Origin of the sequence: Streptomyces spinoverrucosus (assembly GCF_015712165.1) — a bacterium.
GTDB classification, from domain to species: Bacteria; Actinomycetota; Actinomycetes; order Streptomycetales; family Streptomycetaceae; genus Streptomyces; species Streptomyces spinoverrucosus_A.
The window spans coordinates 7,263,869-7,288,595 of sequence record NZ_JADPZX010000001.1; the positions used below are offsets into that span (position 1 = coordinate 7,263,869).

The 24,727-nt window shown below is 72.2% G+C and carries 20 protein-coding genes and 1 tRNA gene; 11 read left to right on the forward strand and 10 right to left on the reverse strand.

What is annotated here, in order from left to right; all coding sequences use genetic code 11:
- The first annotated feature begins 103 nt into the window (after nt 1-103).
- Entirely contained in the window at nt 104-715 is a 612-nt protein-coding gene (locus I2W78_RS33000; protein ID WP_196463909.1) for a TetR/AcrR family transcriptional regulator, read from the forward strand.
- 11 nt (nt 716-726) lie between these two features.
- Here I2W78_RS33000 and I2W78_RS33005 read toward each other — a convergent pair whose 3' ends face one another.
- From I2W78_RS33005 to I2W78_RS33015, 3 genes are all read right to left on the reverse strand, one after another.
- Nucleotides 727-2,097, reverse strand: coding sequence for a M1 family metallopeptidase (locus I2W78_RS33005; protein WP_196463910.1), 1,371 nt, complete (start codon nt 2,095-2,097; stop codon nt 727-729).
- Nucleotides 2,098-2,156: 59 nt separating this feature from the next.
- Nucleotides 2,157-6,023 carry a Pls/PosA family non-ribosomal peptide synthetase gene (locus tag I2W78_RS33010; RefSeq protein ID WP_196463911.1) on the reverse strand — a complete coding sequence of 1,289 codons (3,867 nt, stop codon included), beginning with the start codon at nt 6,021-6,023 and terminating at the stop codon, nt 2,157-2,159.
- A 467-nt stretch (nt 6,024-6,490) separates the two neighbouring features.
- Nucleotides 6,491-6,578: transfer RNA gene (locus tag I2W78_RS33015), tRNA-Leu, on the reverse strand.
- 203 nt (nt 6,579-6,781) lie between these two features.
- On the opposite strand from I2W78_RS33015, the gene I2W78_RS33020 reads away from it, so the two are divergent.
- The 3 genes from I2W78_RS33020 to I2W78_RS41500 all read left to right on the forward strand — a co-directional run bounded on the left by I2W78_RS33020 (nt 6,782) and on the right by I2W78_RS41500 (nt 9,456).
- Complete coding sequence (locus I2W78_RS33020) at nt 6,782-8,107, forward strand: M20/M25/M40 family metallo-hydrolase (RefSeq protein ID WP_196463912.1); 1,326 nt, start codon at nt 6,782-6,784, stop codon at nt 8,105-8,107.
- Between the two features lie 157 nt (nt 8,108-8,264).
- Nucleotides 8,265-8,498: a chaplin ChpH gene (chpH, locus tag I2W78_RS33025; RefSeq protein WP_196463913.1), complete on the forward strand. Its 234-nt coding sequence runs from the start codon at nt 8,265-8,267 to the stop codon at nt 8,496-8,498.
- Nucleotides 8,499-8,610: 112 nt separating this feature from the next.
- Nucleotides 8,611-9,456 carry a chaplin gene (locus I2W78_RS41500; RefSeq protein ID WP_196463914.1) on the forward strand — a complete coding sequence of 282 codons (846 nt, stop codon included), beginning with the start codon at nt 8,611-8,613 and terminating at the stop codon, nt 9,454-9,456.
- Between the two features lie 102 nt (nt 9,457-9,558).
- On the opposite strand, the gene I2W78_RS33035 is transcribed toward I2W78_RS41500, so the two are convergent.
- Nucleotides 9,559-9,747, reverse strand: a complete 189-nt coding sequence (locus I2W78_RS33035; protein ID WP_043499282.1) for a DUF5703 family protein — start codon at nt 9,745-9,747, stop codon at nt 9,559-9,561.
- Between the two features lie 47 nt (nt 9,748-9,794).
- Here I2W78_RS33035 and I2W78_RS33040 point away from each other — a divergent pair, with 47 nt between their 5' ends.
- Nucleotides 9,795-10,505, forward strand: a complete 711-nt coding sequence (locus I2W78_RS33040; RefSeq protein ID WP_196463915.1) for a hypothetical protein — start codon at nt 9,795-9,797, stop codon at nt 10,503-10,505.
- Nucleotides 10,506-10,933: 428 nt separating this feature from the next.
- Here the strand turns inward: I2W78_RS33040 and I2W78_RS33045 are convergent, their stop codons facing one another.
- A complete protein-coding gene (locus tag I2W78_RS33045; RefSeq protein ID WP_307783895.1) occupies nt 10,934-13,144 on the reverse strand; it encodes a helix-hairpin-helix domain-containing protein in 2,211 nt (736 codons plus the stop codon).
- Complete coding sequence (locus tag I2W78_RS33050) at nt 13,141-14,127, reverse strand: aldo/keto reductase (RefSeq protein ID WP_196463916.1); 987 nt, start codon at nt 14,125-14,127, stop codon at nt 13,141-13,143. Before I2W78_RS33050 ends, I2W78_RS33045 begins: the two co-directional genes overlap by 4 nt.
- A gap of 216 nt (nt 14,128-14,343) precedes the next feature.
- On the opposite strand from I2W78_RS33050, the gene I2W78_RS33055 reads away from it, so the two are divergent.
- Entirely contained in the window at nt 14,344-15,399 is a 1,056-nt protein-coding gene (locus tag I2W78_RS33055) for an LLM class F420-dependent oxidoreductase (protein ID WP_196463917.1), read from the forward strand.
- 228 nt (nt 15,400-15,627) lie between these two features.
- Nucleotides 15,628-16,416: a ferritin-like domain-containing protein gene (locus tag I2W78_RS33060; protein ID WP_196463918.1), complete on the forward strand. Its 789-nt coding sequence runs from the start codon at nt 15,628-15,630 to the stop codon at nt 16,414-16,416.
- Nucleotides 16,417-16,428: 12 nt separating this feature from the next.
- Here the strand turns inward: I2W78_RS33060 and corA are convergent, their stop codons facing one another.
- Nucleotides 16,429-17,424 (reverse strand): magnesium/cobalt transporter CorA, encoded by a 996-nt coding sequence (gene corA / locus I2W78_RS33065; RefSeq protein ID WP_196463919.1) that lies wholly within the window; start codon nt 17,422-17,424, stop codon nt 16,429-16,431.
- Between the two features lie 62 nt (nt 17,425-17,486).
- On the opposite strand from corA, the gene I2W78_RS33070 reads away from it, so the two are divergent.
- The 4 genes from I2W78_RS33070 to mshC all read left to right on the forward strand — a co-directional run bounded on the left by I2W78_RS33070 (nt 17,487) and on the right by mshC (nt 20,992).
- On the forward strand, nt 17,487-18,173 hold the full coding sequence (locus I2W78_RS33070) for a histidine phosphatase family protein (RefSeq protein WP_196463920.1): 687 nt from the start codon (nt 17,487-17,489) through the stop codon (nt 18,171-18,173).
- 121 nt (nt 18,174-18,294) lie between these two features.
- The gene (locus I2W78_RS33075; RefSeq protein ID WP_196463921.1) at nt 18,295-18,885 is read left to right on the forward strand and encodes a DUF3090 domain-containing protein; all 591 of its coding nucleotides are present in this window, start codon (nt 18,295-18,297) and stop codon (nt 18,883-18,885) included.
- A complete protein-coding gene (locus tag I2W78_RS33080) occupies nt 18,849-19,667 on the forward strand; it encodes an SCO1664 family protein (RefSeq protein WP_196463922.1) in 819 nt (272 codons plus the stop codon). Before I2W78_RS33075 ends, I2W78_RS33080 begins: the two co-directional genes overlap by 37 nt.
- A gap of 95 nt (nt 19,668-19,762) precedes the next feature.
- Nucleotides 19,763-20,992 (forward strand): cysteine--1-D-myo-inosityl 2-amino-2-deoxy-alpha-D-glucopyranoside ligase, encoded by a 1,230-nt coding sequence (gene mshC / locus I2W78_RS33085; RefSeq protein ID WP_196463923.1) that lies wholly within the window; start codon nt 19,763-19,765, stop codon nt 20,990-20,992.
- 67 nt (nt 20,993-21,059) lie between these two features.
- Here the strand turns inward: mshC and I2W78_RS33090 are convergent, their stop codons facing one another.
- The 3 genes from I2W78_RS33090 to I2W78_RS33100 all read right to left on the reverse strand — a co-directional run bounded on the left by I2W78_RS33090 (nt 21,060) and on the right by I2W78_RS33100 (nt 24,685).
- On the reverse strand, nt 21,060-22,034 hold the full coding sequence (locus I2W78_RS33090; protein ID WP_196463924.1) for a PAC2 family protein: 975 nt from the start codon (nt 22,032-22,034) through the stop codon (nt 21,060-21,062).
- A 176-nt stretch (nt 22,035-22,210) separates the two neighbouring features.
- On the reverse strand, nt 22,211-22,882 hold the full coding sequence (locus I2W78_RS33095; RefSeq protein WP_196463925.1) for a FadR/GntR family transcriptional regulator: 672 nt from the start codon (nt 22,880-22,882) through the stop codon (nt 22,211-22,213).
- A 186-nt stretch (nt 22,883-23,068) separates the two neighbouring features.
- On the reverse strand, nt 23,069-24,685 hold the full coding sequence (locus tag I2W78_RS33100; RefSeq protein WP_196463926.1) for a glycerol-3-phosphate dehydrogenase/oxidase: 1,617 nt from the start codon (nt 24,683-24,685) through the stop codon (nt 23,069-23,071).
- Nucleotides 24,686-24,727 lie beyond the last annotated feature (42 nt).

Sequence of the window (24,727 nt, forward strand, 5' to 3'; positions counted from 1 at the left end):
CGGGACAGCGGCACCGCGGTGCCGTGCTCCTCCGTGGCATGATAGGCAAAGCGGAACCTGGTTCCGGCGGTGATGTGGGGCAGCGTTCCGCTTTGCGGGGTCGATGACGAAAGGGAGCTGCGCGGTGAACGGCGGCGACGAGAGCGCGGGGCACGCGGCCACGCCCAAGCGGAAGGACGCCCGACGCAACAAGGAGGCACTGCTCGACGCGGCCGCCGCGGTCTTCGTCACGTCGGGCGTGGACGCGCCCGTCCGCGACATCGCGGCCAAGGCGGGCGTCGGGCTGGGCACGATCTACCGCCACTTCCCGACCCGCGCGGATCTGATCATCGCCGTCTACCGGCATCAGGTCGACGCCTGCGCCGAGGCCGGACCCACCCTGCTGGCGAGCAGCGCGACTCCGCACGCCGCGCTGACGCAGTGGATCGACCTCTTCGTCGACTTCCTGGTCACCAAACACGGCCTCGCCGCGGTGCTCCAGTCCGACAACGCGGGCTTCGACGCCCTGCACGCCTACTTCCTGGACCGCCTCGTGCCCGTGTGCACCCAACTGCTCGAAGCGGCGGCCGAATCCGGCGAGATCCAATCCGACCTCACGGCCTACGAGCTGATGCGCGGCGTCGGCAACCTCTGCATCGGCGCGGACAGCGACCCCCGCTACGACGCCCGCCCGCTGGTCCAGCTCCTCATCGCAGGACTACGCCGACCGCACTGACCGAAGCGCCTTCAGGCGCCGCTCGGCGGAAACGAGGGCCGCACGGGAATCCGCACCTCCTGCTCGGGCAACGGCGGCAGCGCCGGCTCCTCCAGCCACGCCCGGAACAACTCGTCCAGCGGCTCGGTCGCGTATCGGGCCGCATGCGCCGTGAAGGCCGCCGTGGTCACCGCACCACCCCGATGCAGCGCCGCCCACCCCCGCAGCATCCGGAAGAAGGCCTCGTCGCCCAACGCACACCGCACGGCGTGCACCACGAGCCCACCCCGCTGGTACAGCCGGTCGTCGAACATCGACTTGCGCCCCGGGTCGGCCAGTCTCAGATCCTGCGGCTGCCCCGACAGCAGCCGATGCGCCGCTGCCGCGTGCTGCTGCGCGGTCGGCCCGCCCGACCGCTCCGACCACAACCACTCGGCGTACTTCGCGAACCCCTCGTTCAGCCAGATGTGCCGCCAGTCCGCGATGGACACGCTGTTCCCGAACCACTGGTGCGCCAGCTCGTGCGCGATCAGCCGCTCCCAGCCCCGGGCCCCGTCCACATGATTGGCGCCGAACAGCGACAACCCCTGCGCCTCGACGGGCACGTCGAGCTCCTCCTCCGTCACCACGACGGCGTACTCCTCGAACGGGTACGGCCCGAACAGCTCCTGGAAGAGGTCCATCATCTGCGGCTGGCGCGCGAAGTCCCGCGAGAACTCCGGCAGCAGATGCGCCGGAATGTGCCCGTGCTGCGGCACCCCGCCGGGACCCGGATCGCCCAGCAGCACGGTCTGGTACTTCCCGATGGCGAGCCCCACCAGATAACTCGGCGTCGGCGCCGGCTGCTCGTACACCCAGGTGGTCGTCGAGGCCTTCGTCGTACGCGTCAGCAGCCGCCCACCGGCGACCACCGCGTACGCGGACGGCGTGGTGATCGAGATCTGGTACGACGCCTTGTCGGCCGGCCGGTCGTTGCACGGGTACCACGACGGCGCCCCGACCGGCTGACTCGCCACCAGCGCCCCGTCGACCAGCTCCTCCCAGCCGAGCCCGCCCCAGGGGCTGTTCACCGGCTTGGGATTGCCCGACCAGTGCACCTCGACCGTGAACGCCGCCCCGGCCCGCACCGTCTTGCCGGGCCGCACCCGCAGCCGCCCGCCCCGATGCGTGTAGTGCGCCTGCCGGCCGTCCACCCGCACCCGCCCGACCTTGAAGTCGGCGAGATTGAGCTGGAACTCGGCCAGCGCCGCCCGCCCCGCTATCGCGTTGATCCGCGCGGTCCCCGCCAGCCGGTTCGGCCCCGGCCGGTAGTCCAGCGCGAGTTCGTAGCGGTGCACCCGGTACCGGTGATCACCGTTGGCCGGAAAATACGGGTCCGGACCCGCCGCCTGCTGAACCGCCACTGCTGCGTCTGCTCCCTGCGCCATGCTCGTACAACCGCTCGTCCACCGGGGAGCCGCGCCTACCGGCGCCATGCCTCGATCGGATTGCCCAGCCACCGGGTGTCGTCGGGGACGGACTCCGCCGCCATCACGAGCGACGCGGGACCCAGCGTGGTACGGGCCCCCACCGTGCTGCCGGGCAGGACGATTCCGCCAGGACCGAGCGTCGCGCCCTCACGGAGAACCACAGTATCCGTCCGCAAGATCCGGTCGTGGAAGAGGTGTGTCTGCAGTACGCAGCCCCGGTTCACCGTGGCCGCGTCCTGAAGCGTCACCAGATCGGCCTCCGGCAGCCAGTAGCTCTCCACCCACGTGCCCCGGCCGATCCGCGCCCCGAGCCCGCGCAGCCACGCGGTCATCACCGGCGTACCCGGCACGGCGCCCGCCAGCCACGGCACGGCCAGCACCTCGACGAAGGTGTCCGCCAGCTCGTTGCGCCACACGAAGCCGCTCCACAGCGGATGCTCCCCGCTGCGGTGCCGCCCCACCAGCACCCACTTGGCCACGACGGACCCGAGGCCCGCGAGCACCCCCACCGCGAGCAGCACGAACCCGCCCAGCAGCCAGGCCCAGCCGCCCAGCGCGGACAGCGCGGCCACCGTCACCAGGGCCAGCCCCGCCGAGCAGAACACCGGCACGATCCGGCACAGCTCCACCAGCCCCCGCGCCCACAGCAACCGGGCCGGCGGCTCGTACGTCCGGCTCTGATCCCCGTCGGCCGCGCTGCGCGGCAGCTTCACCGGCGGCAGCCCCAGATACGAGCTGCCCTTCTTCGCCTTCTTCGGCGTGGCCGACAGCACCCCGACCAGCCCACCGTCGGGCACGCTCCGCCCCGGCGCGGTCATCCCGGAGTTCCCGAGGAACGCCCGCCGCCCGATCTCGGCACGCCCGACCCGCATCCACCCGCCACCGAGCTCGTACGGCGCGGTCAACGTGTCGTCGGCGAGGAACGCCCCCTCACCCACCGTCGTCAGACCGGGCAGCGCGAGCACGGTCGACACCTCGGCCCCGCGCCCGATCCGCATCCCCAGCAGCCGCAGCCACACCGGCGTGACCAGCCCGGCGTACAGCGGGAACAGCGTCTCCCGGGCCCGGTCCATCAGCTGCGTGACCGTCCACGCCTGCCACCCGACCCTGCTGTGCGTGGGATACGTCCCCTCCCGCAGCCCCAGACTCAGCAGCCGCACCCCGACCAGGATCAGCAGCGCGTACACCGCCCCGAAGGCGAGCGTCGCCGGCACCAGCGCGAACACGGCCCCGCGAAGAGCCTCCGCGAGCCCGTCGCCCGGGGCGACGAACCGGCCCGCCACCAGCAACGCGGCCCCGGCGGCCAGCACCGGCAGGGCCGACAGCGCGAGCCCGCAGGCCCCGTACATCACCCGCCAGAACACACCCCGGCCCGGCCGCTCCTTGGGCCAGTTCCGCTTGGCCTTGCCCAGCTTGACCGCGGGCGCGCCCGCCCACCGCTGCCCGGTGGGAATCTGCCCGGCGACGGCCGACCCCGGCGCGACCTCGGCCCGCTTGCCGACCCGCGCCCCCGGGAAGAGCATGCCGCGCGTCCCGACCACGGCATGCGCACCGACCTTCACCGGCCCGATCACCAGCCGGTCCCCGTCCAGCCAGTACCCGGACAGATCGACCTCGGACTCCACGGCCGCGCCCCGCCCCAGCTTGAGCATGCCGGTGACCGGCGGCAGCGAGTGCAGGTCGACGTCCTGCCCGACCCTGGCGCCCAGCGCCCGCGCGTACCGCTGCAGCCACGCCCCGGTCAGCGAGGTCGCCCCGCTCACCTCGGCCAGCCGCTCCGCCGCCCACAACCGCAGATGCACGCTCCCGCCGCGCGGATACCGCCCGGCCCGCACGCCCCGCAGCAACACCCGCGCCCCACCGGCGGCGACGGCGAGCCGCCCCGGCGGACTGAACAACAACACGGCCCCGGCGCCGACGGCCCACCAGGGCGCGGTCGGCAGCCAGGCGTACCCGCTCAGCACATTCCCGAGGGCGGCCAGGACCACCATCCATCGCAGCCCGACCAGCGCGAACAGCGGCACCAGGGTCAGGAGTTGAATCACCTGGGCATGCCTGGGCACCGGAGCGATCGTCCGCCGCGAGCCGTCGTCCTGCGCCGACTCCTCCAGCCGCCGCGCCAGCTTCCGCAGCGTGGGCTGCTGGTAGATGTCCAGCACGGCCGCACTCGGATAGCGGGTCCGCAGCCGCGTGGTCAGCTGAGCGGCGGCCAGACTGCTCCCACCGATCGCGAAGAAGTCGTCGGAGGCCGCCGTGACCGGAATCCCGAGCACCTCGGTCCACTGCTCGGCGAGCCAGGCCTCGGTGCCGTACAGCTGCTCGGCCCTGCCGCCGGTTTCCAGCCCCTCCAGCGGCCAGGGCAGCGCGTTGCGGTCGACCTTCCCGGACGTGCGGGTCGGCAGCTCGTCGACCGGCGCGAGCAGCGGCACCAGCGCCGCGGGCAGTTCGGCCCGCAGCCGCTCCACCGCCGCCCCCGCGTCCCACCCGTCCTGGGTGACGACATACCCGACGAGCAGCTGATTGCCGCTCCGCGCGGTCCGTACGGCGGCTGCCGCACCCGCGACACCGGGGAGCGCCTGCAAAGCGGCGTCCACCTCGCCCAGCTCGATCCGCCGCCCACCGAGCTTGATCTGCTCGTCGGCCCGCCCGAGGAAGACCAGCCCCTCGGGCTCGGCCCGCACCAGATCACCGCTGCGGTACGCCCGCTCCCACCCGAGCGACTCCAAAGGCGCGTACTTCTCCGCGTCCTTCTCGGCGTCGAGATACCGGGCGAGCCCGACCCCGCCGATCACCAACTGCCCACTGCCGCCCATGGGCACGGGCTCCCCGGCCTCGTCGACGACGGCCAGTTCCCAGCCGCGCAGCGGCAGACCGATCCTGACGGGCTCCTCGCCGGTCATCAGCGCGGCACAGGCCACGACGGTCGCCTCGGTCGGCCCGTACGTGTTCCAGACCTCCCGCCCCTCGGTCACCAGCCGCTGCGCCAGCTCGGGCGGGCAGGCCTCACCGCCGAAGATCAGCAGCCGTACGTCGTTGAGTGTCTCCGGCTCCCACAGCGCGGCCAGCGTGGGCACGGTCGACACGACCGTGATCTCCTGCTCGACCAGCCAGGGCCCCAGATCGGCCCCGCTGCGCACCTGCGCCCGCGGCACCGGCACCAGGCAGGCCCCGTACCGCCAGGCCAGCCACATCTCCTCGCAGGACGCGTCGAACGCGACCGACAGCCCGGCCATGACCCGGTCCCCGGGCCCGATCGGCTCCTCGGTCAGGAACAGCGCGGCCTCGGCGTCCACGAAGGCGGCGGCGCTGCGGTGACTGACGGCGACGCCCTTGGGCTTCCCGGTGGACCCGGAGGTGAAGATGATCCAGGCGTCATGCTCGACACCGGGCCGCCCGGCCGGAGCCTCGGACCGCCCGTTGACGGTCAGCTCGCGCCCGGCCCCGACGACGGCCCGTACCCCCGCCTCCCCGAACACCAGCTCGGCCCGCTCGTCCGGGTCCTCGGCATCCACCGGCACATAGGCGGCCCCGGCCGCGAGTACGGCGAGAATCGCGACGTACAGATCATTGGTCCCCGACGGAACCCGGACCCCCACCCGGTCGCCGAGGCCGACCCCGGCCGCGGCGAGCCGCGCCCGCAGCCGCTCCACCTCCACGGCGAGCGCCCGGTACGTGAGCCGGACCGCCCCGTCGTCCAGGGCGAGTTCGTCCGGATACGCCCGCACGGACGCCTCGAAGACGTCGACCAGCGTGCGCGGGGAGGCGGCCGGCCCCCCGGAGAGACGTGCCCTGTCACCGAACCGCTCACGGATCTCTTCGTCGAGCAGGCCGAGAGCACTGCTCTCGTGTATGGCTGCCATCGGGTCCTCGCGTCTCGATCCCGGAACCTCCGGCGCCGGGACCTGGCGCCACACTCCCGTCTGCCATGCGACGCCATGCACGCACTCTCGCCGCACCGGGCCCAGGCCCACGTACATCCAGTACGTGGGCCTGGGCCCGGCACGCCGAGAGCACGCACCTGACGCCGCATGGCCCGCCCTTCGGGCGGACGACGGGAGTGTGGCGCCAGGTCCCAGCGGGCCCGCAGGTCTGCCTGGGGTTGTCCGGCTCCAGCTCCGTAACAAGCCGGAAATTTTAGTACGACGTTAAGTTCGTCGTTGCTCAGCAGCCACCTGGAGGAGGCCGTTCGGGCCCTGCCGCAGGGGGTGTTGGGGGCCGTGACCTCGGGATCTTCCCGGCGGGGGAGAGATCGCCCACACAGGGCCGGAAAGGGCCGAAAAGCCCGTCGGGCACAGCAAAAGGACCCCTGGTGAACAGGGGTCCTAGCTGGTGTCCGAGGGGGGACTTGAACCCCCACGCCCGATAAAGGGCACTAGCACCTCAAGCTAGCGCGTCTGCCATTCCGCCACCCGGACAAGGTGTCTGTCGCGCTGGGTTTCCCCCGCGGCGACGACGTAAACATTACCAGGCTTCCGGGGGTGGCTGATCACACCCCCGCCCCGCCCGCCGCCCGGTCCGGTGTAGACAGCGCGTGACGGGCCGGGAGCGGTCTTGGGGTCGGGCCGGGGTAGGGGGAGGATGAGGGGGACCACCAGCGGCGACTGCGGAAGGAAGCGGCGTGAGCGACACGGGCACGGCCGAAGGCGTCACCGGCGAGGACGAGGTCGTGGACCTCTGCCGCGAGCTGATCCAGATCGACACCAGCAACTACGGCGACCACTCGGGGCCGGGGGAGCGCAAGGCGGCCGAGTACGTCGCCGCGAAGCTCGCCGAGGTAGGCCTCGACCCGCGGATCATCGAGTCCCACAAGGGCCGCGCCTCCACGGTGGCCCGCATCGAGGGCGAGGACCCGTCCCGGCCCGCGCTGCTCATCCACGGCCACCTCGACGTCGTCCCGGCCAACGCGGCCGACTGGACCCACCACCCCTTCTCCGGCGAGATCGCGGACGGCTGCGTGTGGGGTCGCGGGGCCGTCGACATGAAGGACATGGACGCGATGACCCTCGCGGTCGTCCGCGACCGGCTGCGCAGCGGACGCAAGCCCCCGCGCGACATCGTGCTCGCCTTCCTCGCCGACGAGGAGGCCGGCGGCACGTGGGGCGCGCGGTACCTGGTCGACAAGCACCCCGAGCTGTTCGAGGGCGTGACCGAGGGGATCGGCGAGGTCGGCGGGTTCTCCTTCACCGTCAACGAGCAACTGCGGCTCTACCTGGTCGAGACCGCCCAGAAGGGCATGCACTGGATGCGGCTCACCGTGGACGGCACGGCCGGTCACGGCTCGATGACCAACCACGACAACGCGATCACCGAGCTGTGCGAGGCCGTGGGGCGGGTCGGCCGGCACACGTGGCCGGTGCGGGTCACCAAGACCGTACGGTCCTTCCTCGACGAGCTCTCCGACGCGCTCGGCGTCGAACTCGACCCCGAGAACATGGACGAGACCCTCGCCAAGCTCGGCGGCATCGCCAAGATGATCGGCGCGACCCTGCGCAACTCGGCCGCGCCCACCATGCTCGGCGCCGGCTACAAGGTCAACGTCATCCCCGGCCAGGCCACCGCGCACGTCGACGGGCGGTTCCTGCCCGGATACGAGGAGGAGTTCCTCGCCGACCTCGACCGGCTGCTCGGCCCCCGCGTGCGGCGCGAGGACGTGCACGCCGACAAGGCGCTGGAGACCGACTTCGACGGCAAGCTCGTCGACGCCATGCAGAGCGCGCTCAGCGCCGAGGACCCGATCGCCCGGGCCGTGCCGTACATGCTCTCCGGCGGCACCGACGCCAAGTCCTTCGACGATCTCGGCATCCGGTGCTTCGGCTTCGCGCCGCTGAAGCTGCCGCCGGAGCTGGACTTCGCCGGGATGTTCCACGGTGTCGACGAGCGGGTGCCGGTGGACGGGCTGAAGTTCGGCGTGCGGGTGCTCGACCGGTTCATCGATGCGTCCTGAATTGGGCCACTGAAACGACACTGCAGTATTCGCCCGTATGTGCCCGGCGTGACCGTGGGGAGTGAATGCGCTCATAAGGTCGTAGCCCTATTAGTTCCTCCTCGTTACTGGTGATGCGATCAGCTACTTGTGATCGCATTGCCAACAAGGAGGAATAATGATCAAGAAGGTCGTCGCTGCTGCGGCTGCCACCGGTGGGCTGGTTCTCGCGGGCGCGGGCCTCGCCGTCGCCGACTCCGGTGCCCAGGGTGCCGCCGTGGGGTCCCCGGGCATCGTGTCCGGCAACGTGATTCAGGCGCCGATTCACGTCCCCGTGAACGTCTGCGGCAACACGATCAATGTCATCGGGCTGCTGAACCCCGCCTTCGGCAACACCTGCATCAACAAGTGACGTTGCCTTTCTGAGGTTCGTCCACGCCGTCGGTCCCGGAGCGCACGCCATGCGCTTCGGGACCGACCGGTCTTTTCACGTAGGTCAAGAGGGGGAAGGCAGGAATTCAGCAATGCGACAGGGCACCCGCAAGGGACTGATGACCGTGGCGGCGGCGACCGGCGTGATCGCCGCCGCGAGCGGCCACGCCCACGCCGACTCGGGCGCGAGCGGCTCCAGTTCGAACTCGCCGGGCGTGCTGTCCGGCAACACCGTGCAGGCGCCGGTGCACGTGCCGGTCAACGTCTGCGGCAACACCATCAGCGTCGTCGGCATTCTCAACCCGGCGGTCGGCAACTCCTGCGCCAACCAGGGCGGGGGCAAGGGCTCGCCCGGCGGCTACGGCGACGACGGCTACGGCGGCTCCGGTGACCACGGCTCCTCCGGGGCGCACGCGGACGGGCACGCCGACGGCTCACCCGGCATCGGCTCCGGCAACCACATCCAGGCGCCGGTGCACGTGCCGGTCAACGTCTGCGGCAACAGCGTCAACGTCATCGGCGTCGGCAACGCGGCCGTGGGCAATGACTGCGTGAACGGCGGCGACGCCGGGGGCGGTCACACCACGCCGCCCGGGGGCGGCGGCGACACGACCCCGCCGGAGACGCCGGACAACCCCGGTAACCCGGGCAACCCCGAGCAGCCCGGCAAGCCGGGCGACGACGGCGCCGGCCCCGACACCGGCGTCGACGCCGACTCCGGCTCCAGGGACGACAGCGGCTCCGGCACCGGCACCGGGAACGACACCGGCTCCGGGAACGGCGACCGCCCCGGCGCCTCGGCCGTCACCCAGTTCGGCGGCGACTCCCAGCTCGCCGACACCGGCAGCGGGCTGCCGATGGGCGCGGCCGCGTCGCTGGGCGTGGGGACGCTGCTGGCGGGCGCCGTGCTCTACCGCAGGGCGCGCGCCTCGGCGTAGCGCGTCCGGCGGCGGCGCACCCGCCACCGCCACCGTCACCGGGATACGGAGCGGGCCCCGCACCCGGCGGGGCCCGCTCCGTCCCGTTTCCGTCGCCTCAGCTCACCACGTGGCCCGCACCTGGCGGATGATCCGTCGGCGCAGCCGCACCCTGCGGCTGCCGTCGCGCAGCAGGCTCAGGCGGTGCAACTCCCAGTGTCCGTACTCTGCATGGTCCGTCAGCAGGCGTGTGGCGTCCTTGCGGGAGACCCCGCGCGGTACGTACACGTCGACAAATTCGTATTCCGGCATCGCATCTATTGTGCGGGCAACGGCCCAGTACGGATAGCGTCTGCTCTATGTCTGATGCTGCGCAGCCCACCGCTGCCGAGGTACGCGCCGCCGCCGAGGCGGTCAAGACCGCGCTCGACCGTCATCTCGCGGCGGTCGAACGCAGGTCGGGTGAGGACGACCCGGCCGTCTACGAGGCGTTCAACCAGCTGGCCGCGGCCGCAGAGGCGTACGACGAGCTGCTCTACGACCGTTACGACGAGGTCACGCCCTTCGAGATCCCCGGTGCGGAGGACACGCTGCCGCCGTACACCGGGCCCGAGGAACCGAACGCCCTGAGTGTGCTGATCCGCCGCGACTACGCGGTGGCGGAACCACAGCGACTGCTGGCGCAGGCCCAGCGGATCGAGGCCGCGGACGAGGACAGTACGGACGAGGAGGCCGCGAGCACGATCCACGGGGCCTTGGGCATCCTCTTCGGGGAGTTCGAACCGGATGAGATCGCCTCCCGGCACAAGGAGTTCGGCCTGGAGGAGGGCGACTCCACGCTGTGGGTCACAGCCGCGGAGGAACCGGCCGACCCCGGCGAGTGGCTGGAGGCCCCGTTCGAGAACGTCGACCCGCAGAGTGTGGTCTGCCGCTTCGACGTCAGCGCCGTCTTCGACGAGGAGCCGGACGACGAGGACGAGCCGGACGAGGACGACCCCGACGATCTTGAGGACGACCTGGATCTGGACGAGGACGAGGATCTGGAACCCCTGGACGCGGACCGCCGCTGACCAGACACGCGGTGAGCTGTGGCAGGCGGCCACGGGGGATGTCCTCGTGGCCGCCGACTTCTGCCCCCGGGCCCCGGCTCACGGGTCACCGCCGGCGGTCCGCCGGCGGTCCCGCTCATGGAGCCACATGCCGGCCACGGCCCGGCCCGTACGGCCCCGGCAGCCGGCCTGACGCGGCGGTGCGGGCCGGATCGCCGCCCCGCGGCGCTGCGCGTCCCGCAAGCAGCCGCCCACCGGCACCTGCGTGACCTGCTCGCTGTCGGCACCGGCGCGGCTTGCCCGCAGTCAGCTGCTGTCGGCACCCGCGCGGCTTGCCCGCACTCAGCTGCTGTCGGCACCTGCGCGGCTTGCCCGCAGTCAGCTGCTGTCGGCACCTGCGCGGCTTGCCCGCAGTCAGCTGCTGTCGGCACCCGCACGGTCTGCCCCCGTCAGCCCGCCGTCGGCACCTGTGCCTCCAGCAGCTGCGGCAGTCGGGTTGTCCGAGGCTTCGCCGTGGTCTCCGCGACCGCCTTCGGTAGTGCCGCTTCCACGCCGTGCACCACGGACAGGTGGCGTTCCGCGCGGCCGAACGCCGTGTACACCCAGGGGCGGCTCAGGGCCTGCGCGGCATCACCGGGCAGGACCGCGACCACCGCGGGCCAGCGGGTCGCCGCCGCCTGGTGCGCGGTCAGGGCCCAGCCGTGGCGTACGGACTGCTCCACCCGCTCCTTCGGTACGACCACGGCCTCCCCGGCACACGACAGGTGCAGCCCCTCGGCGTCGGCCTTGACCACGTGGCCCGGGAGCGTACGGCCCGGCGCGGGGGAGTAGGCCACCCGGTCCCCCGGGTCGAAGCCGCCGAAGCGGCCCGGGCCGGGGTTGAGCCGCTCCTTCAGCGCGGCGTTCAGCGCCCGCGTCCCCGCCGCGCCACCGTGCCCCGGCGTGATGACCACCGTCTGCTCCGGGGGCACGCCGATCGCCCGCGGCACCGAGTCGACGACGAGCTGCACGGTCCGGTGCACCGCCTCGCCCGCGTCGCGCACCGGCACGATCACGACCTCCTTGCCGGGCGCCTCGACCTGGAGCAGCTCGCCCACGCCGATGCCGGACACCAGCTCGCCCAGCGGGCCGGGATCCGGCCGCCGCGAGGCGACGTGGGGGCACTTGCGCACCGCCAGCAGATCCGCGAAGACCCGCCCTGGGCCGACGGACCACAGCACCGCCGGATCCCCGGCCAGCACCAGCCGCGCCCCGTCCGGCAGCGACTCGACGAGCAGCGCCGCCGTCTCCACGTCGAGCTGGGGCGCGTCGAGTACAACCAGCAGATCGAGGTCGAGCGCGCCGTCGGCGTCCCGCCCCGGCCCCTCCGCCCCTGACAGCAGCCCGGCGACGGTCGTCGCCCCGGCCTCCGGCCCACCCAGCAGCGCCGCGAACCGCGCCCGGCCGACGGGACTGTGCGTGGCGGCCCAGACCCGCAGCCCGAGCCCCCGCGCCGCGGCCACCAGCTCCGCCGCTTCGGCGAGGGACGCCTCCCCGCCGGTGTGCAGCACCAGCCCGTGCCCGGCGACCGCCCGGATCAACTCGGCGGCCGCCCCCTGGGCACCGCCCGCCGCCCGCTCCCACGCCTCGCCCGAACCGTCCTCCTTCGGCGCAGAGTTGATCAACCGGGCCAGACCGTCGGCCAGGCTCTCCTCGGCGAGCGCGTACCGCTCCAGCCCGACGAGGACCCGGACAGGACGCTCCTCGTCATCGCCCTCGCCCTCGTCCGCGCCCTCCTCCAATCCGTCCTGGAAAGCCAGGGCGTCCCCCTCGGCGAGCGCCCCCTGCACGGCCGCCTCCGGATCCGGCACCCCCCGCTGCGCCAGCGCGGCGGTCAGCGCCGGCATCTCCAGCGCGGTGTGCCCCGCGAGCGCCGCCTGCTCCAGCAGCCACACGGTGACCGCCCGCCCCCGCCGCTCGTCGTCGGGCCCGCACTCCGCCCCCAGCAGCGCCCGCGCGAACCCGTCGGCCTGCTCCGGCCGCACCCCACCGACCCTCAGCAACTGCCAGGGATCGGCCCGCAGCCGCTCCTGTGCCCCCTCACCCAGCACCGCCGCGACCTGCACGGCCAGCGTCTCGGGAGCACCTCCGGCGCTCAGCACCCGCCGCACGCCCTCGACGGCCTCGGGCGCGGGCGCGCCCACCACGACCGGCACCACGGGCTGCGTCCGCCGTACCGGCTCCGGGGCCTGCCGCCTGGGCGGCGGCTCCTCGAACACGGTCGCGGGCGGCTTCTCCCCGCCCTCCACCGCACGCACGGCCGCGAGCAGTTCGGCGGCCTTCCCGCTGAGCTTCGCACCGGCCGCGACGGGCCCCTGCCTCTCCGCCTTGCGCCGCGCGATCCGCTCCCGCTCCACCCGCTGAGCCGCCAGCTCCGCCTCGGCCTCCGACAGCTCACGCCCCTCGCCGTCCGCCGCCTCCGAAACCTCACCGCCCCCGGTGCCCGCAGCCTCGGTCTCTGTAGCCCCGATGTCCGCAGCCCCGGTGCCCCCAGCCTCGGTCTCCGCAGCCCCGATGTCCGCAGCCTCGGCCTCCGTAGCCCCGGTCCCCGCAGCCCCGGTCTCCGCGGCGTCCGGCTTCCTCGGCTCGGTGTCCCCGGTGGTCTCCGGCTCCGTGCTCACAGCGTGCTCCAGTCGTGATCGGGATAGCGGTGCACAGGCGCCGACACATCGTCGAGCGCCCGGCAGATCTCGTCAGGAAGACTAAGCGCCTCCACTGACAACGCCGCCGTGAGCTGCTGCGCGGTGCGCGCACCGACGATCGGCGCCGCCACGCCGGGCCGGTCCCGCACCCACGCGAGGGCCACCTGGAGAGGGCTGACCGCCAGCCCGTCCGCCGCCGTCGTCACGGCGTCCACGATGCGGCTCGCGGTGTCGTCGAGGTACGGCTCGACGAAGGGCGCCAGATGCTCCGAGGCCCCCCGCGAGTCCGGCGGCAGCGCGCCTCCCCGGTACTTGCCGGTCAGCACCCCCCGGCCCAGCGGCGAGGACGGCAACAGCCCGATGCCCATGTCCAGCGCGGCCGGCAGCACCTCGCGCTCGACACCGCGCTGCAGCAGCGAGTACTCCATCTGCGTACTGGCCAGCCGGGTCCGCATCCCCGGCGCCGCCAGCTGCCACGTCGCCGCCTTCGCGAGCTGCCAGCCGCAGAAGTTGGAGACCCCGGCGTACCGCGCCCGCCCGCTGCTCACCGCCAGGTCCAGCGCCTGGAGCGTCTCCTCCAGCGGGGTGTCCGGGTCGAAGGCGTGGATGTGCCACAGGTCCACGTAGTCCGTGCCGAGCCGGGCGAGCGAGTCGTCGAGCGCGGCCAGCAGATGCCCGCGCGATCCGTCGAAGCGCCGGTCGGGGTCCGGCACGCTCCCGGCCTTGGTCGACAGCACCAGGTCCCGTCGCGGCACGAGCCCTTCTATGAGCCTCCCGAGCAGGTACTCGGCCTCGCCGTCCCCGTAGACGTCCGCGGTGTCCACCAGCGTCCCGCCCGCTTCCCAGAACGTCTTCAGCAGGTCCGCGGCATCATGCTCGTCGGTGTCCCGCCCCCAGGTCAGGGTGCCGAGTCCGATCCGGGACACACGCAGGCCGGTACGGCCGAGATGCCTCTGCTCCATGTCCGCCGAGATTACTGGCCAGAACTGGTGCCGTGGGTGCCTGTGGACAACGGATTTCCGTTGCCTGTGGAGAAGCGATTCCCCTGATCCGGGCGGACGTTCCGGCCCGGCCCCGGCCCCCGGCTCGCCCCTGCCCGCCCGCAACCTGGGCGATCCACCACGCCCACGCTAAGGTCGACGCCACAAGGGACGTTACTGATCAGTAAGGGGAAGGCCATGCAGCTCGGGATCAACCTCGGCTACTGGGGCGCCGGAATGGACGCGGACAATCTCGCCGTGGCCCAGGAGGCCGACCGCCTCGGGTACGCCGTCTGCTGGGCCGCCGAGGCCTACGGCTCCGACGCCGCCACCGTGCTCAGCTGGGTCGCCGCCCAGACGGAACGCATCGACGTCGGCTCGGCCATCTTCCAGATCCCGGCGCGCCAGCCCGCGATGACCGCGATGACCGCCGCCACCCTGGACTCGCTGTCCGGCGGCCGCTTCCGCCTCGGCCTCGGCGTCTCCGGCCCGCAGGTCTCCGAGGGCTGGTACGGCGTCAAGTTCGACAAGCCGCTGGCCCGCACGCGCGAGTACGTCGAGATCGTCCGCAAGGCCATGACCCGCGAACGGCTCACCTACGACGGCGAGCACTGGACGCTTCCCCTCCCCGGCGGCCCCGGCAAGCCGATCAAGCTGACCGTCCACCCGCAGCGCGAGCACATCCCGCTGTACATCGCCGCGATCGGCCCCAAGAACCTGGAGCAGACCGGCGAGATCGCCGACGGCGCCCTGCTGATCTTCCCGTCCGCCGAGCACCTGGAGGACACCGCGATCCAGCACCTGCGGGCGGGCCGGGAGAAGGCCGGCAAGACCATGGACGGCTTCGACGTCTGCCCGACCCTGCCGCTGGCCGTCGGCGACGACAAGGACGTGACCGCCCTCGCCGACACCTTCCGCCCCTACACCGCCCTGTACGTCGGCGGCATGGGCAGCCCCAAGCAGAACTTCTACAACCAGCTCGCCCGGCGCATGGGCTACGAGCAGCAGGCCGCCGAGATCCAGGACAAGTACCTCTCCGGCGACAAGGAGGGCGCCGCGGCCGCCGTACCGCACGAACTGATCGACCAGACCACGCTGCTCGGCTCCGTGGAGCGCATCGCCGACCGGATGAAGGCCTACGCGGCGGCCGGGGTCACGACGCTGTCGCTGGCGCCCGCCGGCTTCACGCTGGACGAGCGGCTCGCCTCACTGCGGGCGGGTTCCGAGGCGCTGGAGCGGGCCGGGCTCGCGTAACGCGTCGTACCCGCCGCCGGAGGAGTCTCTACGGCCGTGGTGGGGGCTCGGGGGTCTTCCCCGCCACGGCCGTCACGCGGAACAACGCGCCGACCCGCGCGCGGTTACGCTTCCGACGCGCCCCCGTCGGTCCATCTTTCGGTGGAGTTGTCCGACGCGACTGTTGCCCTGGGCCTGCGCGAGCATTTGACTCGTTCTTTGCGGAATTCTGCAGAGAGGTGCTCTCAGATGCTTTCGGCCAAGAGTCTGTTCCAGGAGATCCTCGACAACGACCAGTCGTTCCGGCTGTTCTGCTCCATCGCCGCCAGCGGTGAGGCACAGGGCGGCTGGGAGAACGCCCGCATCGCCGCGCTCGTGCCCGCGAGCGAGCGCGACCTCGCTCCCAAGATCACCCGCCATGGCGCGGACGAGGACAAGCACGGGCGGATCTTCAACGCGCTGCTGAAGAAGCGCGGCCTCGAACCCGTCGAGGTCCCGCCGGACACCGACTACACGATGCTCCTGGAGAAGCAGGGCATCGGCCTCGCGCACGAGAAGCTCAAGGCGGACAAGCCGCTCACCGTTCAGGACATCATCACGTACCTCGCCCACAGCCGCGTCACCGAACAGCGCGCCGCCGAACAGATGGTGATGCTCAAGAAGAACTTCCAGGACCACGCGGTGGTCGGCAAGGCGGTCCGGATGATCTCCAACGACGAGGACAACCACCTCGCTTACACGCACGAGGAACTGCTGCGCTTCGCCGCCGCCGGACATGGCCGCCACATCCAGCGCACCCTGCGCGAGACCGCACTCGCCGAGATCCGCGTCTACCGGGACGTCAGCCTCGCGGTCATGGCCCGCATGGGCCGCATCCTCGGCTGGTCCCGGCCGAAGGCCGCGGTGCTCGCGTTCGGCATCCACGCCGTGTACGGGTACGAGCGGCTCGGCGGCTGGCGGCGCATGGTGAGCCTGAAGATGCCCGACCGCCGCGACGCCCTCGGCGGCCCGGCCACCGCCGCCCCCGAGTTCGCCTGAGCGCCGGGGCGCTCACATCCAGCCGCGCCGCTTGAACGTCCGGTAGAGCAGGACCTCCAGGGCGGCCATGAGCGCGATCACCGCCGGATAGGCCCACACCCAGTGCAGCTCCGGCATGTGGTCGAAGTTCATGCCGTAGATCCCGGCGATCATCGTGGGGACCGCCGCCATGGCCGCCCACGCGGAGATCTTCCGCATGTCGTCGTTCTGCCGGACGCTCATCTGCGCCAGATGCGCCGACAGGATGTCCGACACCAGCCGGTCCAGGCCCTCCACGGACTCGTTCACGCGCGTGAGGTGGTCGTTCACGTCGCGGAAGAACGGCCGCGCCTTCTCGTCGACGAAGGGCACCGCGCCGCCGAACGTGCCCATGCCCGCGAGCCGGGTCAGCGGCACGCTCAGCGGCCCGGTGGCCCGCCGGAACTCCAGGATCTGCCGCTTGAAGGCGTAGATCCGCGACGCGGAGTGCCGTGAGCCGCCGCGGTCCGGCGAGAACACCTCCGCCTCCAGCTCCTCCAGGTCGGTCTGCAACTCCGCCGCCACGTCCAGGTAGTGGTCCACGGTCGTGTCGGCGATCGCGTACAGCACGGAGGTGGGGCCCTTTCCGAGCAGCTCCGGCTCCTGCTCCAGCCGCCGGCGCACGGCGGCCAGCGGGGAGCACACCCCGTGACGGACGGTCACCACGAAGGCGTCACCCAGGAAGATCATGACCTCACCGGTGGAGACGACGTCGCTCTCCGGTTCGTACAGGACCGGCTTCAGCACCATGAACAGCGAGTCGTCGTAGACCTCCAGCTTGGGCCGCTGGTGCGCCTTCAGGGCGTCCTCGACGGCCAGCGGATGCAGCGCGAACTCCTCGGTGACCAGATCGAACTCCCGCTCGCTGGGCTGGTGCAGCCCGATCCACACGAACCCGCCGACCGCACGCGCCTCGGCCAGGGCGTCCGAGAGATCCTCCGGGCCCTCCACCCGGTGTCCCTCGCGGTAGATGGCACAGTCGACGATCACGGAGCGTATTCTCCCGTCACCGCCCGGACGTCGCACCCGGACCTGCGCCTACCCTGGGCCGCATGCCCACGCTGATCCTCGTCCGGCACGGACGTTCCACCGCCAACACCGAGGGACTGCTCGCCGGCTGGACGCCCGGCGTCGCCCTCGACGAGCGCGGCGCCGCGCAGGCCGCCGCACTGCCCGGGCGGCTCGCCGAGCTGCCGATCGCCGAAGTCGTCACCAGCCCGCTGCAGCGCTGCCAGGAGACCCTCCGGCCGCTGCTCGACGCCCGCCCCGAGCTGCGCGCGCACACCGACGACCGGATCGGGGAGTGCCACTACGGCGACTGGTCCGGGCGCAAGCTCGCCGAGCTCAAGGACGAGCCCCTGATGGAGGTGGTGCAGGCGCATCCGACCGCGGCCGTCTTCCCGGGCGGCGAGTCGATGCGGGCGATGCAGCACCGGGCCGCGGAGGCGGTACGGGAGTGGAACGCGCGCGTGGAGCGCGATCACGGCGCCGACGCCGTGTACCTCATGTGCTCGCACGGGGACATCATCAAGGCCCTCGTCGCCGACGCACTCGGACTTCATCTCGACCTCTTCCAGCGGATTTCCGTAGAACCGTGTTCCATCACCGCCATCCGCTACACCCGTCTCAGGCCGTTTCTCGTGCGGCTCGGGGACACCGGCGACTTCGCGTCCCTGGCGCCGCGCGAGGAACCGCCCGGCGGGGACGCACCCGTCGGGGGCGGTGCGGGCGCACCGTGATCGTCGGCCGCAGTAGGGTGAAGCGGTCGCAGTAACGCCGTACTTGTCCGCAGCCGAGCGTCCGCACGGCGGCCGGTCGGTCCCGAAGCCGAAGTCGACCCACGATCAATGGAGACAGGACGTGTCCCGTCAGGTGTTCCTCTACGACCCCCCGGACCGCTTCGTGGCCGGTACGGTCGGACTGCCCGGGCGCCGTACCTTCTTCCTCCAAGCCACCGCCGGCTCCCGGGTGACCAGCGTGGCCCTGGAGAAGACTCAGGTCGCAGCGCTCGCCGAGCGCATGGACGAACTGCTCGACGAGGTCGTGCGGCGCAGCGGCGGCAACGCCGCCGTGCCGGCGATGGCGCCCGCCGAGATCTCCGACACCGCCCCGCTGGAGACCCCCATCGAGGAGGAGTTCCGGGTCGGCACCATGGCCCTCGCCTGGGACGGCGAGGAACAGCGCATGATCGTCGAGGCGCAGGCGCTGGTGGAGCTCGACGCCGACACCGAGGAGGATCTCGCCGAGGCCGAGGAGCGGCTCCTCCAGGACGAGGAGAACGGGCCCCCGATGCTGCGGGTCCGGCTCACCGGCGCGCAGGCCCGCGCCTTCGCCAAGCGGGCCCTCGACGTCGTCAACGCCGGCCGGCCCCCGTGCCCGCTGTGCAGTCTGCCGCTCGACCCGGAAGGACACGTATGTCCGCGCCAGAACGGATACCGCCGCGGAGCATGACCTCCGAGGAACTGCTCGCCACCGGCGAACTGACCGTCCGCGGACGCATCCGTGACGCCTCCAACGCGGCGCTGTACTGCACGGTCAGCCAGGACGGCCAGGAGGCCACCTGCGTCTACAAGCCCGTCGCGGGGGAGCGGCCCCTGTGGGACTTCCCCGACGGGACCCTCGCCCAGCGCGAGGTCGCCGCCTACGAGGTCTCCGAGGCGACCGGCTGGGGCCTGGTCCCGCCCACCGTGCTGCGCGACGGGCCGTACGGCGAGGGCATGTGCCAGCTGTGGATCGAGGCGCTGCCGGACGCCGAGCTGCTCGCCCTCGTCGACGCCGAGGAGCCGGAACCCGGCTGGAAGGCGATCGGCTTCGCCGAGGTCGGCGACGGAAAGACCGCGCTGCTGGTGCACGCCGACGACGAGCGGCTGCGGCGGCTCGCCGTGCTCGACGCCGTGATCAACAACGCCGACCGCAAGGGCGGCCACCTGCTGCCGACCGGGGACGGGCGGCTGTACGGCATCGACCACGGGGTCACCTTCAACGTCGACAACAAGCTGCGCACGCTCCTGTGGGGCTGGGCCGGCGAGCCGCTCACCGCGGAGGCCGTGGAGGTCCTCCAGCGGCTGCAGACGGAGCTGAAGGACAGCGGCCCCCTCGCCGAGCGGCTGGGCGCGCTGATCACCGACGCCGAGATCGACGCCACGCGCGCGCGTGTCGACGTGCTGCTCGCCGGCGGGACACACCCGGAGCCGAGCGGTGAGTGGCCGGCGATTCCGTGGCCGCCGGTGTGACAGGCACACCCGGGGAGATCCCGCAAGGGTGCCTCTCCGGCCAACCGGCCAGGTCCGGTTCGTATACGGAACTCCAGTCCGGTTAGGCTCAAGGCATGCATGCCTGGCCCGCTTCCGAGGTCCCCGCCCTGCCTGGCAAGGGCCGCGACCTGAGGATCCACGACACCGCGACCGGTGGCCTCGTCACCCTCGACCCCGGTCCCGTCGCCCGTATCTACGTCTGCGGGATCACCCCGTACGACGCGACCCACATGGGTCACGCGGCGACCTACAACGCGTTCGACCTCGTGCAGCGCGTGTGGCTCGACACCAAGCGGCAGGTTCAGTACGTGCAAAACGTCACCGACGTCGACGATCCCCTCCTTGAGCGGGCGGAGCGCGACAGCATCGACTGGGTCGCCCTCGCCGAGCGGGAGACCGCCCTGTTCCGTGAGGACATGACCGCCCTGCGGATGCTGCCCCCGCAGCACTACATCGGCGCCGTCGAGGCGATACCCGGCATCGTGCCGCTGGTGGAGCGGCTGCGCGACATGGGCGCGGCCTACGAACTCGAAGGCGACACGTACTTCTCCGTCGAAGCCGACCCCAACTTCGGCAAGGTGTCCCGCCTGGACGCCGCCGCCATGCGGCTGCTGTCCGCCGAGCGCGGCGGCGACCCGGACCGGCCCGGCAAGAAGAACCCGCTCGACCCGATGCTGTGGATGGCGGCCCGCGACGGCGAGCCCAGCTGGGACGGCGGCACACTCGGCCGCGGACGGCCCGGCTGGCACATCGAGTGCGTCGCCATCGCCCTGGACCACCTCGGGATGGGCTTCGACGTCCAGGGCGGCGGCTCCGACCTAGCCTTCCCGCACCACGAGATGGGCGCCTCCCACGCCCAGGTGCTGACCGGCGAGTTCCCCATGGCGAAGGCGTATGTGCACGCCGGCATGGTCGCCCTCGACGGCGAGAAGATGTCCAAGTCCAAGGGCAACCTGGTCTTCGTCTCCCAGCTGCGCCGCGAGGGCGTCGACCCGGCCGCGATCCGGCTCGCCCTGCTCGCCCACCACTACCGGGCCGACTGGGAGTGGACCGACCGGGTGCTCCAGGACGCCGTGGACCGGCTCGACCGCTGGCGCTCCGCCGTCTCCCGGCCCGACGGGCCGAGCGCCGAGACGCTGGTCGAGGAGATCCGCGAGGCCCTCGCCGACGACATCAACGCCCCGGCCGCGCTCGCCGCGGTGGACCGCTGGGCGGTTCAGCAGCAGGAGCGAGGCGGTACGGACATGGGCGCCCCGGGCGTCGTAACCCGTGCCGTGGACGCGCTGTTGGGCGTGGCTCTCTAGCCGCCTGTTCACGAAACGCCTGTGGGCCGCTGCCTCCCTGCGGAGGCGGCGGCCCACAGTGTTGCGATCACTCCTCGGACGAGTCCTCGTCGTCGTTGCCCGGCTTCGGCGGACGAGGCCGACCGCTCGGGTTGTCCCGCAGGAACGGCGGGATGTCGCCGCCGTCCGCCGTCGCGTGCCCGCCGGGCGTGGGCGGGCTGCCGCCGTCCCGGCGCCGCAGATACCGCTCGAACTCACGGGCGATCGCCTCGCCCGACGCCTCCGGCAGCTCCGCGGTGTCCCGGGCCTCCTCCAGCGTCTGCACGTACTCCGCGACCTCGCTGTCCTCGGCGGCCAGCTGGTCCACACCCACCTGCCAGGCGCGCGCGTCCTCGGGCAGCTCGCCCAGCGGGATACGGACGTCGATCAGGTCTTCCAGGCGGTTGAGCAGCGCCAGCGTCGCCTTCGGGTTGGGTGGCTGCGACACGTAGTGCGGTACGGCCGCCCAGAGCGACACCGCCGGTACGCCCGCGTGCGTACAGGCCTCCTGGAGGACGCCGACGATGCCCGTCGGGCCCTCGTACTTGGTCTCCTCCAGGTCCATCCGGCGGGCCAGGTCCGGGTCGGACGTGGTCCCGCTGATCGGGACCGGACGCGTGTGCGGGGTGTCGCCGAGCAGAGCGCCGAGGATCACCACCAGCTCCACGCCCAGCTCGTGCGCGAAGCCGAGCAGTTCGTTGCAGAACGAGCGCCAGCGCATGGACGGTTCGATGCCGCGGACCAGCACCAGGTCACGCGGCTTCTCGCCGCCGACCCGCACCACCGACAACCTTGTCGTCGGCCAAGTGATCTTGCGGACGCCGGCGTCCATCCACACCGTGGGGCGGTTCACCTGGAAGTCGTAGTAGTCCTCGGCGTCGAGCGCCGCGAACACCTCGCCCTTCCACTCCCTCTCCAGATGCGCGACCGCGGTGGAGGCGGCGTCGCCGGCATCGTTCCAGCCCTCGAACGCGGCCACCATGACCGGGTCGATCAGCTCGGGAACCCCCTCGAGCTCGATCACCCAGTGCCTCCTTCCGACGTGCCCTCGCTTGACGCCCCAACCTTACGGCGTGCGGCAGGGGCGCCCGCAGCCCCCTTGCACGGGGGAGTGAACGGATCACTGCCCCGTTCGTCACCCCGGAACACCCCGGATTCATCCGAGCTGTCACCGCTTCGCACACCCTTGCCCATGGCTGGTCACAGCGAACTGCGCAGCCACTGCTCCACGCTCGCGATGTGCACCGTGGCCCAGGAGCGGGCCGCCTCCGCGTCCCGGGCGCGCAGGGCGGTGAGGATCGCCCGGTGCTCGTGCAGGGTGCGGCTAACCGCGTCCTCCTGGGTCAGCCCGCGCCAGATCCGGGCCCGGGTGGTCGGCCCGGACAGGCCGTCGAGCAGGGAACACAGCACCGAGTTGCCGGACGCCCGCACGATGCGCCGGTGGAACTCCAGATCGCAGGCGACGAGTTCCTCGACCGAGGGCTGCGCGCCGAGCGCCTCCAACTCGGCCGTGAGCGTGTCCAGTTCCCGCTCGCCGATGTGCACGGCCGCCATCGCCGTGGCGGCCGGCTCCAGGATGCGGCGTACGGCAAGGAACTCCAGCACGGTGTCGTCACGGTGGAAGTCCACGACGAAGCTCAGCGCCTCAAGCAGCAGTTGCGGGTCCAGGCTGGTGACGTACGTGCCGTCGCCCTGCCGTACGTCCAGGATCCTGATCAGCGACAACGCGCGTACGGCCTCCCGCAGGGAGTTGCGGGACAGGCCCAGGTCGGCGGCGAGTTCGCTCTCCTTGGGCAGCCGGTCGCCGGGCCGCAGCGCACCGGAGACGATCATGCCCTTGATCTTCTCGATCGCCTCGTCCGTCACTGCCATGACCGGCCTCCCAGTCGTCCAGACCTCCGACGTCTCAGCTACATTATGCGGGCTCACCAGGGGGAACGGGCCGCTGCGAGGTCGGGATGTGTGCCAGGCGGGCAGCGAACAGGGGCGGCTCCGTCGGCGTGGAGCCGCCCCTGTCCCCTGTCCCCCCTGCCCCTTGTCCCTCTGTCCTCGTACCGGCTACTTCTTGTCGAGCAGGTCCTGGACCTTCGTCCGCACGTCGTCCGTGGCCAGGCCGCGGATCGTCAGGGTCGTACGGCGGCGCAGCACGTCGTCCGCGGTCTCGGCCCACTCGTGGTCGCGGGCCCAGACGACCTGCGCCCAGATCTCCGGGGCGTCCGGGTGGACGCGCTCGGCGAGCTCGGCGTTCTCGTTGGCCAGGCGGGCGATGTCGAAGGCCAGCGAACCGTAGTGCGTGGCCAGGTGCTTGGCGGTGTCCGCCGCCATGCGCGGGCCCGGCGCCGGGCGGTCGGTCAGCAGACGGTGGGCGACCGCGCGCGGGTTGGCGACCCCCGGCAGCGGCAGCTTCTTCGGCAGCGAGGCGATCGGCTCGAAGTCCTCGCCGAGCGGGCGGCCCGGCAGCGACTCCAGCTTCTTCATGATCGTACGGCCGATGTGGCGGAAGGTCGTCCACTTGCCGCCCGCGACGGACAGCATCCCGCCCCGGCCCTCGGTGACCACGGTCTCGCGCTTGGCCTTGGCGGTGTCGCCGGGGCCGCCCGGCAGCACCCGCAGACCCGCGAAGGCGTACGTGATCAGGTCCCGGTCGAGCTGCTGGTCGCGGATGGAGAACGCGGCCTCGTCGAGGATCTGGGCTATGTCCTTGTCGTTGACCGCCACGTCGGCCGGGTCGCCCTCGTACACCTCGTCGGTGGTGCCGAGCAGCAGCATGTCCTCCCAGGGGAGGGCGAAGGTGATGCGGTACTTGTCGATCGGGGTGGCGAGCGCGGCCTTCCACGGGGAGGTGCGCTTCAGGACCAGATGCGCGCCCTTCGACAGCCGGATGGACGGCGCGGCATTGGGGTCCTCCATCTTGCGCAGGTGATCGACCCAGGGGCCGGTCGCGTTCAGTACCAGCCGGGCGCTCACGCCGAACTCGTCGCCGGACAGCCGGTCCTTCAGCTCGGCGCCGGTCACCCGGCCCTGGGTGAAGCGCAGGCCGGTGACCTCGGCGTGGTTGAGGACGACCGCGCCCGACTCGACGGCCGCGCGGACCGTCATCAGGGCCATCCGGGAGTCGTTCATCTGGTCGTCGCCGTACACGGCCACGGCCTTGAGGTTCTCGGTGCGCAGCTCGGGCACGTCCGCCTGCGCCTTGGCGGGCGAGAGCAGGTGGCCGACTCCGTCGCCGAACGCGGACAGCATCGAGTACGCGAACACGCCCGCGCCGAGCTTCGCGGCGCCGTGCGGGCCCCCCTTGTACACGGGGAGGTAGAAGGTGAGCGGGTTCGCCAGGTGGGGGGCCACCTGGCGGGAGACCGCACGGCGTTCGAAGTGGTTCTCCGCCACCAGCTTCACCGCGCCGGTCTGCAGGTAACGCAGACCGCCGTGGAGCAGCTTGGAGGAGGCGGAGGAGGTGGCGCCGGCGAAGTCGCCGGCGTCGACCAGCGCCACCCTGAGGCCGGACTGCGCGGCGTGCCAGGCGGTGGAGATGCCCAGGATGCCGCCGCCGATCACGAGAAGGTCGTACGACGCCTTGGCGAGCTGCTCCCGGGTCTCGGCGCGGCTCGGGCCTACGCCGGAGGCCGGGCGCGTGCCCAGGGCAGGCACGGACTGCAGGGTGGACTGGCTGGTCATGTCGGGTTCTTACTCCTCGTCAGCCGACTGTGCGTCAGCTCT

What these genes read in the sequence shown, in the direction of transcription:
- I2W78_RS33000 (WP_196463909.1), top strand. Translation starts at nt 104, where the DNA reads ATGACGAAAGGGAGCTGCGCGGTGAACGGCGGCGACGAGAGCGCGGGG.
- I2W78_RS33010 (WP_196463911.1), bottom strand. Translation starts at nt 6,023, where the DNA reads ATGGCAGCCATACACGAGAGCAGTGCTCTCGGCCTGCTCGACGAAGAG.
- I2W78_RS33050 (WP_196463916.1), bottom strand. Translation starts at nt 14,127, where the DNA reads ATGGAGCAGAGGCATCTCGGCCGTACCGGCCTGCGTGTGTCCCGGATC.
- I2W78_RS33060 (WP_196463918.1), top strand. Translation starts at nt 15,628, where the DNA reads ATGCTTTCGGCCAAGAGTCTGTTCCAGGAGATCCTCGACAACGACCAG.
- I2W78_RS33100 (WP_196463926.1), bottom strand. Translation starts at nt 24,685, where the DNA reads ATGACCAGCCAGTCCACCCTGCAGTCCGTGCCTGCCCTGGGCACGCGC.
- I2W78_RS33035 (WP_043499282.1), bottom strand. Translation starts at nt 9,747, where the DNA reads ATGCCGGAATACGAATTTGTCGACGTGTACGTACCGCGCGGGGTCTCC.
- I2W78_RS33095 (WP_196463925.1), bottom strand. Translation starts at nt 22,882, where the DNA reads ATGGCAGTGACGGACGAGGCGATCGAGAAGATCAAGGGCATGATCGTC.
- I2W78_RS33070 (WP_196463920.1), top strand. Translation starts at nt 17,487, where the DNA reads ATGCCCACGCTGATCCTCGTCCGGCACGGACGTTCCACCGCCAACACC.
- I2W78_RS41500 (WP_196463914.1), top strand. Translation starts at nt 8,611, where the DNA reads ATGCGACAGGGCACCCGCAAGGGACTGATGACCGTGGCGGCGGCGACC.
- mshC (WP_196463923.1), top strand. Translation starts at nt 19,763, where the DNA reads ATGCATGCCTGGCCCGCTTCCGAGGTCCCCGCCCTGCCTGGCAAGGGC.
- I2W78_RS33080 (WP_196463922.1), top strand. Translation starts at nt 18,849, where the DNA reads ATGTCCGCGCCAGAACGGATACCGCCGCGGAGCATGACCTCCGAGGAA.
- I2W78_RS33040 (WP_196463915.1), top strand. Translation starts at nt 9,795, where the DNA reads ATGTCTGATGCTGCGCAGCCCACCGCTGCCGAGGTACGCGCCGCCGCC.
- chpH (WP_196463913.1), top strand. Translation starts at nt 8,265, where the DNA reads ATGATCAAGAAGGTCGTCGCTGCTGCGGCTGCCACCGGTGGGCTGGTT.
- I2W78_RS33055 (WP_196463917.1), top strand. Translation starts at nt 14,344, where the DNA reads ATGCAGCTCGGGATCAACCTCGGCTACTGGGGCGCCGGAATGGACGCG.